The organism is Pseudomonas sp. DWP2-2 (genome assembly GCF_049897065.1).
Classification (GTDB): domain Bacteria; phylum Pseudomonadota; class Gammaproteobacteria; order Pseudomonadales; family Pseudomonadaceae; genus Aquipseudomonas; species Aquipseudomonas paracarnis.
Genome location: NZ_JAFCVN010000002.1, coordinates 539,744 through 552,664 on the forward strand (window position 1 = coordinate 539,744; position 12,921 = coordinate 552,664).

General features: G+C 61.7%; 9 protein-coding genes. 5 read left to right on the forward strand and 4 right to left on the reverse strand.

Features of this window, described 5'->3' with window-relative positions:
- Nucleotides 1–208: 208 nt before the first annotated feature.
- Nucleotides 209–1,147 (forward strand): aspartyl/asparaginyl beta-hydroxylase domain-containing protein, encoded by a 939-nt coding sequence (locus ACP7CZ_RS06555; RefSeq protein ID WP_005786126.1) that lies wholly within the window; start codon nt 209–211, stop codon nt 1,145–1,147.
- A gap of 177 nt (nt 1,148–1,324) precedes the next feature.
- Here ACP7CZ_RS06555 and acnA read toward each other — a convergent pair whose 3' ends face one another.
- A complete protein-coding gene (gene acnA / locus ACP7CZ_RS06560) occupies nt 1,325–4,066 on the reverse strand; it encodes an aconitate hydratase AcnA (RefSeq protein WP_294156044.1) in 2,742 nt (913 codons plus the stop codon).
- Nucleotides 4,067–4,262: 196 nt separating this feature from the next.
- Here acnA and rlmM point away from each other — a divergent pair, with 196 nt between their 5' ends.
- Nucleotides 4,263–5,339 (forward strand): 23S rRNA (cytidine(2498)-2'-O)-methyltransferase RlmM, encoded by a 1,077-nt coding sequence (gene rlmM, locus ACP7CZ_RS06565; RefSeq protein ID WP_054898799.1) that lies wholly within the window; start codon nt 4,263–4,265, stop codon nt 5,337–5,339.
- Nucleotides 5,340–5,468: 129 nt separating this feature from the next.
- On the forward strand, nt 5,469–5,714 hold the full coding sequence (tusA, locus tag ACP7CZ_RS06570) for a sulfurtransferase TusA (RefSeq protein WP_054898798.1): 246 nt from the start codon (nt 5,469–5,471) through the stop codon (nt 5,712–5,714).
- On the opposite strand, the gene ACP7CZ_RS06575 is transcribed toward tusA, so the two are convergent.
- The gene (locus tag ACP7CZ_RS06575; RefSeq protein WP_054898797.1) at nt 5,711–7,105 is read right to left on the reverse strand and encodes an MATE family efflux transporter; all 1,395 of its coding nucleotides are present in this window, start codon (nt 7,103–7,105) and stop codon (nt 5,711–5,713) included. The two genes, tusA and ACP7CZ_RS06575, sit on opposite strands and share 4 nt — an antisense overlap.
- A gap of 250 nt (nt 7,106–7,355) precedes the next feature.
- Here ACP7CZ_RS06575 and pdxB point away from each other — a divergent pair, with 250 nt between their 5' ends.
- The gene (gene pdxB / locus ACP7CZ_RS06580; protein WP_054898796.1) at nt 7,356–8,498 is read left to right on the forward strand and encodes a 4-phosphoerythronate dehydrogenase PdxB; all 1,143 of its coding nucleotides are present in this window, start codon (nt 7,356–7,358) and stop codon (nt 8,496–8,498) included.
- Nucleotides 8,499–8,652: 154 nt separating this feature from the next.
- Here pdxB and ACP7CZ_RS06585 read toward each other — a convergent pair whose 3' ends face one another.
- Nucleotides 8,653–8,826, reverse strand: a complete 174-nt coding sequence (locus tag ACP7CZ_RS06585) for a PA1571 family protein (protein ID WP_014717504.1) — start codon at nt 8,824–8,826, stop codon at nt 8,653–8,655.
- 214 nt (nt 8,827–9,040) lie between these two features.
- Here ACP7CZ_RS06585 and ACP7CZ_RS06590 point away from each other — a divergent pair, with 214 nt between their 5' ends.
- On the forward strand, nt 9,041–10,849 hold the full coding sequence (locus ACP7CZ_RS06590) for an ABC transporter ATP-binding protein/permease (protein ID WP_198862762.1): 1,809 nt from the start codon (nt 9,041–9,043) through the stop codon (nt 10,847–10,849).
- Between the two features lie 133 nt (nt 10,850–10,982).
- On the opposite strand, the gene ACP7CZ_RS06595 is transcribed toward ACP7CZ_RS06590, so the two are convergent.
- Complete coding sequence (locus ACP7CZ_RS06595; RefSeq protein WP_034126641.1) at nt 10,983–12,911, reverse strand: transglycosylase SLT domain-containing protein; 1,929 nt, start codon at nt 12,909–12,911, stop codon at nt 10,983–10,985.
- Nucleotides 12,912–12,921 lie beyond the last annotated feature (10 nt).

The window sequence follows — 12,921 nt, forward strand, 5'->3', positions numbered from 1 at the left end:
CCGCTGGGTTGCGCAGCGGCCCCATTATTCTGGGAGCGCTTCGCACTCCAGCGGGAGCAAGCTCCCTCGCCACAAGGTTGATGTATGTCACCCGGTCGGTCTGGGCCTTCTGCATAATGGCTCAAGTGTTTATCATGGCCGGCTGTTACGTCTGGTTTCCCATTGACGGAAATTTGCTGGCCAGGCGCTTATTTCCAGGAGTTGCTGCATGACCTTTTCTTTGGCCGCCAAACTGTCGGTGTTGCTGCTGTTCATCGGCAGCACGCTGTATGTGCACCTGCGTGGCAAGGCCCGTTTGCCGATGTTGCGTCAGTTCGTCAACCATTCGGCGCTGTTCGCCCCATATAACGCCCTGATGTACCTGTTTTCCGCGGTGCCGTCCAAGCCCTACCTGGACCGCAGCAAGTTCCCGGAACTGGATGTGCTCAAGGACAACTGGGAAGTGATCCGCGAAGAGGCCATGCACCTGTTCGACGAGGGCTACATCCGCGCCGCCGAAAAGAACAACGACGCCGGTTTCGGTTCGTTCTTCAAGAAGGGCTGGAAGCGTTTTTACCTCAAGTGGTACGACAAGCCGCTGCCATCGGCCGAGGCGCTGTGCCCCAAGACCGTGGCGTTGGTGAGCAGCATCCCTAACGTCAAGGGCGCGATGTTTGCGCTGTTGCCGGGCGGCAGTCACCTCAACCCGCACCGCGACCCGTTTGCCGGTTCCCTGCGTTATCACCTGGGGCTGTCCACGCCGAACTCCGACGACTGCCGTATCTTCGTCGACGGCCAGGTCTACGCCTGGCGCGACGGTGAAGACGTGATGTTCGATGAAACCTACGTGCACTGGGTGAAAAACGAAACCGAACAGACCCGTGTGATCCTGTTCTGCGACATCGAGCGGCCATTGAGCAACCGCGTGATGACCCGCATCAACCGCTGGGTCAGCAAGCAACTGGGCCGCGCAACCGCACCGCAGAACCTCGATGACGAGCGCGTGGGCGGCATCAACCAGGCGTACGCCTGGAGCAAGACCTTCAGCGACAAGTTCAGCGGCCAGGTCAAACAGTGGAAGCGCAAGCATCCCAAAGCCTACCGCATTGCGCGGCCGGTGCTGGCGGTGGTGGTGCTGGTGCTGCTCTGGAAGTGGCTGTTCGGCTAAACCGCACACCGTAAAAAGGCGCTGTATCGAAAGATACAGCGCCTTTTTCATGCCTGGAATGTGATCAAGACTGTGGGAGCTGGCTTGCCTGCGATGGCGGAGTATCAGCTATAAAAATGTTGGCTGACCCACCGCTTTCGCAGGCAAGCCAGCTCCCACCTTTGATCTGCGTTGCTCTTAAGAGGCGATCAACTGGCGCAGCACGTAGTGCAGAATCCCACCGGCCTTGAAGTACTCCACTTCATTCAAGGTATCAATCCGGCACAGCACCTCAACCTTCTCGCTGCTGCCATCCTCCCGAGTGATCACCAACGTCAGGTTCATTCGCGGCTCGATCTCGGCAGCTGTCAGTCCGATGATATCGATCTTCTCCTTGCCGGTGAGCTTGAGTGTCTTGCGGTTCTGATCCAGCTTGAACTGCAACGGCAACACGCCCATGCCTACCAGGTTGGAGCGGTGGATACGCTCGAAGCTCTCGGCGATCACTGCCTTGACCCCCAGCAGGTTGGTGCCCTTGGCTGCCCAGTCGCGGCTGGAGCCGGTGCCGTATTCCTGGCCGGCGATCACCACCAGCGGTGTGCCCGAGGCCTGGTACTGCATGGCGGCATCGTAGATCGCCATTTTCTCGCCCGTAGGGATATACAGCGTGTTACCGCCTTCTTCGCCGCCGAGCATTTCATTGCGGATACGGATATTGGCGAAGGTGCCGCGCATCATCACTTCATGGTTGCCCCGGCGTGAGCCGTAGGAGTTGAAGTCACGCGGCTCCACGCCCTGTTCGCGCAGGTAGCGCCCGGCCGGGCTGTCGGCCTTGATATTGCCGGCAGGGGAGATGTGGTCGGTGGTTACCGAGTCCCCCAGCAGGGCCAGCACGTTGGCGCCCTTGACGTCCTCGATCACCGGCAGCGGGCCAGCAATGTCGTCGAAGAACGGCGGGTGCTGGATGTAGGTGGAATCCTGCTGCCATACGTAGGTGGCTGCCTGCGGTACTTCAATGGCTTGCCATTGCTCGTCGCCGGCAAACACTTCGGCATATTCCTTGTGGAACATGCTGGTGCTGACTTGGGCCACCGCCTCGGCGATTTCCTGGCTGCTGGGCCAGATGTCCTTGAGGTACACCGGATTACCCTGCTGGTCATTGCCCAGCGGCTCGCTGCTGATGTCGATGCGCACGGTGCCGGCCAGCGCGTAGGCGACGACCAGGGGTGGCGAGGCCAGCCAATTGGTTTTCACCAGTGGGTGCACGCGGCCTTCGAAGTTACGGTTGCCGGACAGCACCGAGGCCACGGTGAGGTCGGCCTTCTGGATGGCTTTTTCGATCGGCTCGGGCAGGGGGCCGGAGTTGCCGATACAGGTGGTGCAGCCGTAGCCCACCAGGTCGAAGCCAAGCTTGTCCAGGTACTGGGTGAGGCCCGCAGCCTTGTAGTAGTCGGTGACCACTTTGGAGCCCGGCGCCAGGGAGCTTTTCACCCAGGGCTTGCGGGTCAGGCCTTTTTCCACGGCTTTTTTCGCCACCAGCCCGGCCGCCATCATCACGCTGGGGTTGGAAGTGTTGGTGCAGGAGGTAATCGCGGCGATCACCACCGCGCCGTTTTTCAGGCGATAGGTGTTACCTTCGTATTCATAATCCGCCTCGCCGACCAGGTCGGCATTGCCCACGGCAACGCCGCCTCCGCCTTCGCTTTCCAGGCGGCCTTCTTCTTTGCTGGTGGGCTTGAATTGCAGGTCGAGAAAATCGCTGAACGCTTGGCCTACATTCGGCAGGGCGACGCGGTCCTGGGGGCGTTTGGGCCCGGCAAGGCTGGCCTCGACAGTGCCCATGTCCAGGGCCAGGGTATCGGTGAAGACCGGCTCCTGGCCGGCGTTGCGCCACAGGCCCTGGGCCTTGGTATAGGCTTCCACCAGCTTGACCGTCTCAGCCGGGCGGCCGGACAGGCGCAGGTAGTCCAGGGTCACCTCATCCACCGGGAAAAAGCCACAGGTCGCGCCATATTCCGGTGCCATGTTGGCGATGGTCGCGCGGTCGGCCAGGGGCAAATCGGCCAGCCCGTCGCCGTAGAACTCCACGAACTTGCCCACCACGCCTTTCTTGCGCAGCATTTGCGTGACGGTCAGCACCAGGTCGGTGGCGGTAATGCCTTCCTTGAGCTTGCCGGTGAGCTTGAAGCCGATCACTTCCGGGATCAGCATCGACACCGGCTGGCCAAGCATCGCCGCCTCGGCTTCGATCCCGCCCACGCCCCAGCCCAATACGCCGAGGCCGTTGATCATGGTGGTGTGGGAGTCGGTGCCTACCAGGGTGTCGGGGAAGGCGTAGGTGCGGCCGTCTTCCTCTTTGGTCCATACGGTGCGGCCCAGGTATTCGAGGTTGACCTGGTGGCAGATGCCGGTACCCGGTGGTACCACGCTGAAGTTGTCGAAGGCGCTCTGGCCCCAGCGCAGGAAGGCGTAGCGTTCGCCGTTGCGCTGCATCTCGATATCGACGTTCTGCTCGAAGGCGCTGGTGCTGCCAAACTTGTCGACCATCACCGAGTGGTCAATCACCAGATCCACCGGTGACAGCGGGTTGATGCGCTGTGGGTCACCCCCGGCCTTGGCCACGGCAGCGCGCATGGCGGCCAGGTCGACCACGGCGGGTACCCCGGTAAAGTCTTGCATCAGCACGCGAGCGGGGCGGTACTGGATCTCGCGGTCGGACTGGCGTTCTTTGAGCCAGGCGGCGATGGCCTTGAGGTCGGTGCCGGTGACGGTCTTGGCGTCTTCCCAGCGCAGCAGGTTTTCCAGCAGCACCTTGAGGGACATCGGCAGCTTGTCCAGGTCACCCAGGCTCTTGGCGGCTTCGGGCAGGCTGAAGTAGTGGTAGGTTTTGCTGTCTATTTGCAGTGTCTTAAGGGTTCTCAGGCTATCAAGGGATGACATTACATGACTCCTTATGGTCCGCACGGCTACGGACCTGACGGGACGAACAGAGCTATCACGTTAGCGCTGTTTTCATTAGCAGGCTAATAACTGGACTCTATCGCTGAGTCCAAGGTTCCGAACTCGGCTATCATGCGCGCGTTTTCATGACAGGTATTGCGATAGCGCAACGCCGGTTGATTCACCAGGAGATTCAATGAACACCCTTTTTATGCACTGCCGCTCGGGTTTTGAAGGCGAAGTCTGTTCCGAGATCGCGGAGCACGCCGCGCGCCTGAACGTTTCCGGCTACGCCAAGGCCAAGACCGGCAGCGCCTGCGCCGAATTTGTCTGCACCGAAGAAGACGGCGCCCAGCGCCTGATGCACGGCCAGCGCTTTGCCGAGCTGATCTTCCCCAGGCAGTGGGCGCGCGGGGTGTTTATCGACCTGCCGGAAACCGACCGCATCAGCGTGATCCTCGCCCACCTGCGCGAGTTTCCGCTGTGCGGTAGCTTGTGGCTGGAGATGGTCGACACCAATGACGGCAAGGAACTGTCGAACTTCTGCAAGAAATTCGAAGTGCACCTGCGCAAAGCCCTGCTTAACGCCGGCAAGCTGGTGGACGACCCGAGCAAGCCGCGCCTGCTGCTGACCTTCAAGAGCGGCCGCGAAGTGTTCATGGGCCTGGCCGAGTCGAACAACTCGGCGATGTGGCCCATGGGCATCCCGCGCCTCAAGTTTCCGCGTGATGCGCCCAGCCGCTCGACCCTCAAGCTGGAAGAGGCCTGGCACCACTTCATCCCCCGTGACCAGTGGGACGAACGCCTGCACGGCGACATGACCGGCGTCGACCTCGGCGCAGCACCGGGCGGCTGGACCTGGCAACTGGTCAACCGTGGCATGCTGGTGACCGCCATCGACAATGGCCCCATGGCCGAAAGCCTGATGGACACCGGCCTGGTGCAACACCTGATGGCCGACGGCTTCACCTTCGTGCCCAAGCAGCCGGTGGACTGGATGGTCTGCGATATCGTCGAGAAACCTGCGCGCAACGCGGCACTCTTGGAAACCTGGATTGGCGAAGGGCATTGCCGCGAGGCGGTGGTGAACCTGAAGTTGCCGATGAAGCAGCGTTACGCCGAGGTGAAGCGTCTGCTGGAGCGCATCGAAGAGGGCTTCAAGGCGCGCGGCATTCGTGTGGAGATCGGCTGCAAGCAGCTCTACCACGACCGCGAAGAGGTGACCTGTCACCTGCGCCGCCTGGTAGACGTAAAGAAATCCAAAGGCCGCTGATATTAAATGTGGGAGCTGGCTTGCCTGCGAAAGCGGTATTACAGTCGAAGTTTATGTTGAATGTGCCCCCGTCATCGCGGGCAAGCCCGCTCCCACATTGTTGAGCGGTGCCAGTTTTAGGAGTGAAGTATGAGTCTTGAACAGCCTGTCGACGGCACCCTCGACGCCACCGGCCTCAACTGCCCGGAACCCGTGATGATGCTGCACCAGCACATCCGCGACCTGCCGGCGGGCGGCCTGCTCAAGGTCATCGCGACCGACCCGTCGACCCGTCGCGATATCCCCAAGTTCTGCGTGTTTCTCGACCATGAACTGGTGGATCAGCGGGAAGATGCTGGCACCTACCTGTACTGGATCCGCAAGAAAGCCGATTAAGCCTGCGCCTTTTCGGCCCGAATGCGTCGGCGTGCACTGCGCGCCAGGCGCACCACCAACATCCCCGCCGCACAGCTCAAGCCCACGATCAGCCCTTGCCATAAACCGCTCGGGCCGCTGGGCTCGCCGAGCCAGTTTGTCAGGCCCAGGGCGTAACCTACCGGCAGGCCCACGCCCCAATAGGCGAACAAGGTCAGCACCATGGTCACCCGGGTGTCCTGGTAGCCGCGCAATGCGCCGGCGGCGGTGACCTGGATCGAGTCAGAGAACTGGAACAGCGCCGAGAACACGATCAGCATCGACGCCAGGTGGATCACTACCGGGTCGGGGGTGTAGATCGCTGCAATCTGCTCGCGAAACAACAGCATCAAGCTGCAGGAAAAGCAGGCATACGCCAGTGCGGTGCCCATGCCGACGCCGGCGGCGAAGCGTGCTTCCCGAGGTTCGCCGCGCCCCAGCGCCTGGCCGACGCGCACGGTGACGGCCATGCTCAGGGAATAGGGGATCATGAACACCAGGGAGCTGACGTTCAGCGCGATCTGGTGACCGGAGACCACCGTGGCGCCCAGGCTGCCGATCAACAAGGCGATCACCGCAAAAATACTCGATTCGGCAAAGATCGCCACGCCTATCGGCAGGCCAATGCCCAACACGCGCTTGATCACCGCCCACTGCGGCCAGTCGAAGCGCTTGAACAATTCGCTGCTTTGATAGGCCGCGCCCCAGCGCGTCCAGATGGCCAGGCCGATCATCATCACCCACATCGCAATCGCGGTAGCCCAGCCACAACCCACGCCGCCCATGGCCGGTACGCCCAAGTGGCCGTAGATGAAGATGTAGTTCAGCGGAATATTCAGCGCCAAGCCGCACAAGCCCATGACCATGCTCGGCCGTGTGCGGCCCAGGCCGTCACTGAAACAGCGAAACACGTAGTACAACGCCACCGCCGGCATACCGGCGGCGATGCCGTGCAGGTAGCCCATGGACGGCTCGATCAAGTCGGGTTCGACCTTCATCGCATGCAGGATCGGCTCGGCGCATAGCAACAACAGCGCCCCTGCGATGCCAACCACGACGGCCAGCCACAATGACTGACGCACCAAGGGCCCGATCTCGCTGAACTGGCCCGCACCGTAGCGCTGGGCGACTTTCGGCGTGGTGGCAAGCAGAGTGCCGGTCATCAACAGGTACACCGGGATCCAGATCGAATTACCCAGGCCCACCGCCGCCAGGTCCTGCGGGCTCACGCGCCCGGCCATCACCGCGTCGACGAAGCTCATCGCGGTGGTGGCCAGTTGGCCGATCATGATCGGCAAGGCCAGCGTCAGCAGGCCGCGCACTTCCCGGCTGATGCGGGCGGGGCGGGAGAGGGGAGCGGTGGCAGTGTTCACGTACAGGTGTCCAATAAAAAGGCAGTCGCAAGGACGGCGGATTCTACGCGTTGACGCAGCGGTCAGGAAAAAACCTGTGTTAGGGATTTGTAAGCGATGCGCCCAGGCCAGCGCTGACCCCTGTGGGAGCTGGCTTGCCTGCGATGCGGGCACCTCGGTCCATCAGGCAAACCGGGTCGATGCAATCGCAGGCAAGCCAGCTCCCACACAGGATCTTCTGTACACTGCCAATCCGCCAAAGGAGCCTGCCATGCTGATTGTTGCCGACGAAAATATCCCGCTGCTCGATGCATTCTTCGAAGGGTTTGGCGAGATTCGCCGCGTGCCCGGCCGTTCCATCGACCGCGCCACCGTCGAGCAGGCCGATGTACTGCTGGTGCGCTCGGTGACCAACGTCAACCGTGCCTTGCTTGAGGGCAGTAACGTGCGCTTTGTCGGCACCTGCACCATCGGCACCGACCACCTGGACCTCGACTACTTCAAGCAAGCGGGTATCCAGTGGTCCAGCGCGCCCGGCTGCAATGCGCGTGGGGTGGTGGACTACGTGCTTGGCAGCTTGCAGACCCTGGCTGAAATCGAAGGCGCTGACCTCAAGCAGCGTACCTACGGCATCGTCGGCGCGGGTGAAGTCGGCGGGCGCTTGGTCAAGGTGCTCCAGGGCCTGGGTTGGAATGTGTTGGTGTGCGATCCGCCGCGCCAGATTACCGAGGGCAGTGATTACGTCAGCCTGCAGCAGATCATCGAGCAATGTGACGTGATCAGCTTGCATACGCCGCTGATCAAGTCCGGCAACGGTTCGACCTGGCACCTGTTTGATCGCCAGCGCCTGGCACAGCTCAAGCCGGGCACCTGGCTGATCAACGCCAGCCGGGGTGCGGTGGTGGATAACGCCGCGCTGCGCGAGGTGTTGCTGGCGCGCGAAGACCTGCAAGCGGTGCTGGACGTGTGGGAAGGCGAGCCCGAGGTGGACGTCGACCTGGCTGACCTGTGCGTGCTGGCCACGCCGCATATTGCCGGCTACAGCCTCGATGGCAAGCAGCGCGGCACCGCGCAGATTTACCAGGCGCTGTGCGCGCACCTGGGCCAGGAACCGAGTATTCACTTAAGTGATTTGCTACCGGCCCCCTGGCTGGCCGAGATGCACCTGCATCCTGAGACTGACCCGGCCTGGGCGCTGGCGACCTTGTGCCGCAGTGTGTACGACCCACGCCGTGACGACGCGGATTTCCGCCGCAGCCTGGTGGGCACCGTGCAGGAACAGCGCCAAGCCTTCGACCTGCTGCGCAAGCACTATCCGGAGCGTCGCGAGATCGATGGCTTGAAGGTGCGCATCAAGGGGGAGTCGGCGGTGCTGTCACAGATCGTGACTGCTCTGGGTGCCGAACACCTATAACTGTAGGAGCGAGCTTGCTCGCGAAAAACGTCAACGATAGCGCAGCGTTTCTGATTTAACGCGGCGCCCTCAGGTTTTTCGCGAGCAAGCTCGCTCCTACAGGGGGCACAAAAAACCCGGCCACTTGGGCCGGGTTTGAAAGAGCGTGGGCGCTTCAGCCTTGCTGGGCAGGCTTGACCAGTCGCTGTTCCAGCTCGCTGCAGGCTTGCTGGATCATTTCTTCGGTAATCTGCACTTCCCGGCCCTTGGCATCGATATACGAGCAAGGCAGCTGCTGCGGCTGGCGGATCACTTCAATCTTGGCGTCGCTGCTATTTTGCAAGGTCATGGCCTGTCTCCTCATCAGGTTGTGTACCTACTTTAATTCCCCCACATGAACGCGCTGTTACAACTCCTTACACGCTCGTCGGTTCGAACACCCAGTCCACCAGAAACCGGTACATATTTCCAGATGAGTCTTAGACCGATAGCCTCTAGCGGCCTGCATCGGTGGGCATAATTAACCTGACTCATTGTTATTTGTGCAAGTTCCCCCAATGTTGATGTATAGACTCTCCATTGGTGATCCTTCCATGTTCTCAATCCGTCAACGCCGTGCGATTCGCCTGGCCAGCCGCTTTATCGCGCCCTACCGCTGGCAGGCGCTTGGCGCACTGTTGGCGCTGATCGTCACCGCTGGCATCACCTTGTCCATGGGGCAGGGCATACGCCTGTTGGTGGACCAGGGCTTCATGACCCAGTCGCCGCATCTGCTCAACCAGTCTATAGGCCTGTTCATGCTGCTGGTGCTCGGCCTTGCCGTGGGCACCTTCACGCGGTTTTACCTGGTGTCGTGGATTGGCGAGCGGGTGGTGGCCGATATTCGTCGGCAGGTGTTCAACCACCTGATCTACCTGCACCCCGGCTTCTACGAGAACAACCGCAGCTCGGAAATCCAGTCGCGGCTGACCACCGACACCACCTTACTGCAATCGGTGATCGGCTCATCACTGTCGCTGTTTTTGCGCAACGCCCTGATGGTGATCGGCGGCATCGTGTTGCTGTTTATCACTAACCCCAAGCTCACCAGCATCGTGGTGGTGGCGTTGCCGCTGGTGCTGGCGCCGATTCTGATCTTCGGGCGCCGTGTGCGCAGCCTGTCGCGTTTGAGCCAGGACCGTATCGCGGACGTCGGCAGCTATGTCGCCGAGACGCTGGGCCAGATCAAGACCGTGCAGGCCTATAACCATCAGGTGCAGGACGAACAACGCTTTGCCGTCACCGTCGAGGACGCCTTTGTCACGGCACGTAAACGCATCTTGCAGCGTTCCTGGCTGATCACCCTGGTGATCATGCTGGTGCTCGGCGCGGTAGGCGTGATGCTGTGGGTGGGCGGCATGGACGTGATCAGCGGACGCATTTCCGGCGGTGAGCTGGCGGCGTTCGTGTTCTATAGCCTGATTGTCGGCAGCGCCGTCGGCACCCTTAGCGAAGTGCTTGGCGAGTTGCAGCGTGCCTTTGGTGCAGCCGAGCGTATCGGTGAGCTGTTGCAGTCAGGCAACGAGATCCAGGCGCCGGCCACTGGCGGCGTACGTTTGCCGGAACGGGTCAGTGGCCGCATGGAGCTGCAGGACCTACGCTTTTCCTATCCTTCGCGACCGGACAGCTACGCCATCGACGGCTTGAACCTGACCATCAACCCGGGCGAAACCCTGGCGTTGGTAGGGCCGTCCGGTGCGGGCAAGTCGACGATTTTCGATCTGCTGCTGCGCTTCTACGACCCCCAGCAAGGCCGAATCCTGCTCGAAGGCCAGCCGCTGACCGAGCTAGACCCCCTGGACCTGCGGCGCCACTTCGCTCTGGTGTCCCAGAGCCCGGCGTTGTTCTTCGGCAGCGTCGAGGACAACATCCGCTACGGCAACCCGTCCGCCACCACCGCCCAGGTGGAAGCCGCCGCGCGTATTGCCCACGCCCACGACTTCATCCTGCAAATGCCCGACGGCTACCAAACCCACCTCGGCGAAAGTGGCCAAGGCCTCTCCGGCGGTCAGCGCCAACGCCTGGCCATCGCGCGCGCCTTGCTGGTCGACGCGCCGATCCTGCTGCTGGACGAAGCCACCAGCGCCCTCGATGCCCAGAGTGAACACCTTATCCAGCAAGCGCTGCCGCAGCTAATGCAGGGGCGCACCACGCTGGTGATCGCCCACCGTTTGGCCACGGTGAAGAATGCCGACCGCATTGCGGTGATGGACCAGGGAAAGCTGGTGGCGGTGGGCACGCATCAGCAGTTGATTGCGAGCAATCCGCTGTATGCGCGGTTGGCGGCGTTGCAGTTCAGTGATGGAGATGAACAGGTGAATCAGCGCCCATAAAAAATGCCCGCATCTTTCGATGCGGGCAATGAAACCTCTGTAGGAGCGAGCTTGCTCGCGAAAAACTCACAGGCGCCGCGTTTATCCAGGAAGCACGCGTTAGCGTTGACGTTCTTCGCGAGCAAGCTCGCTCCTACTGGTCGTCGAAGTACCGCTCATGCCAATCCACCAAAGGCTGTGGTGAGTTGAGCTTCTGCCCGTAGATCACCGAATAAGACAGCACGTTCTGCACATACTGGCGGGTTTCGTCGAAGGGGATGCTTTCCACCCATACGTCGAAACTCAGGTGGTCTGCGCCGCGCAGCCATTGGCGCACGCGGCCTGGGCCGGCGTTGTAGGCAGCGGAGGCGAGCACGCGGTTGCCGTTGAACTGGCTGTGCACCTGGCTCAGGTAAGCAGCGCCGAGCTGGATGTTTTTATCCGGGTCCAGCACCTGGGCCGGGGAGGCCAGGGGGATGCTGAACTTGCGTGCGGTTTCTTTGGCGGTGCCGGGCATCAGTTGCATCAGGCCGCTGGCGCCGACGCCGGAGCGGGCATCGTCCATGAACGCGCTTTCCTGGCGGGTGATGGCAAAGATCCAGCTGGAGTGCAGGCCACGTACCTTGGCTTCGCGCACCAGGGTGTCGCGGTGGGCCATCGGGAAGCGGATGTCCAGATCGTCCCAGTACTGCGCCTGGCTGATGGTGCGGATGGCCGGAAAGTACCACTTCATGTCGTAGGCCAACTTGGCCTGGGCGACCATCTCGTCACGGTTGAAATGACGACTGACGTGGTACCACTCACGGCGACCGTCGACGATCTGGCCACGGGCGTAGAATTCCAGGGCACGCCGCACCCCAGGGGTATTGCGCACCTTGTTGACCAGCGCCTGGCTCATCACCAGCGGCTTGTTGTTCAACTGGTAAGGAGATTTGGAGCGGTCAGCGGCGAGGAAACCGTAGAAGTCCCGCTCCTTGGCCACGTTTTTGTACAGGACCAAGGCTTGCGGGTTCTTCGGCTCGGCCAGCTCCAGGCTGCGTGCCTGCCAGTAGCGCCAACGGTTGGTGGTGGCCAGGTCCTGTGGGAGTTTGCGGGTCAACTGGTAGGCGTCTTCCCAGCGCGCCAGGCGCAACAGCAGGCGCAGACGCCACTCTGAAACCGTATTGTCGCGCAACTCGGGGTCGTACTTGGTCATGACCTCCAGCGCGCGCGGGTCGAAGCGCTTGGCCAGGGTCAAGCCGATCTCGCGGGCAATCGACACCTTTTCGTCACGGGAGAAGTGCATGCTGCTGGCGTAGCCATCGAGCAGCGACATGGCTTTGTCCGGATCCTGGCGCGCCAGGCGACGCAGGCCCAGGCCCACGGCGTCAGACATGGCCTCGGTGGCCGGCTGGAAGCGTGACGGGTCGCTGAGCATGTCTGGCTTCTGTGCCACATCCACCATCAGGCGGCCCTGGGCGCCAAGGGTCGGCAGGGTTTTCACCAGGCTGTTGGCCAGCGCGTAATTACGCGCTTCGGCGGCGAGCTTGGCGCGGTCCCAGATCTTCTGCTCGGTGAGTTGGCCGGCAGCGGCCCATTGGCCAAACGTGACGTCACAGGCGGCTGGCTGGGATTTGCCGGTCATCCACAGTTTTTCGGCGGTCTTGTAGCCTTCGGCCTTCAGGTTGTGGCTGAGCTGGTATTGGCCATGCAGGCAGTCCAGCTCGACGAAATTGAGCTTGGTGTCGTAGTACTTTTCAAAAGTCTGCCAATCGCCGCGTTCGGCCAGCCAGCGCAGCCAACGCAGTTTCATCCAGTTGGCCTGGGGCAGGTCGCCGTGTTTGGCGAGGAATTGTTCGATTTCCTCGTTACTTGCGGTTTTCAGGCGCGCGGTCAGTTCGTCATAGGCCAGATAGGGCGTGAGCGGGTAGTCGGCCAGGGCCTGGCTGTATTGCATGTAAGGGCCGGTGTCGCCCTTGGCCAGGGCGCGTTTGGCTTGATCGTAATACTGGCGTTGAGTGGTGAGATCCACCGCCTGGGCGGATTGAACGGCAGTGGCGGAAAGGAGCAGACAAGACAAAAAGTTGAAAAGGCGACTGCGCATGAGACGTCCG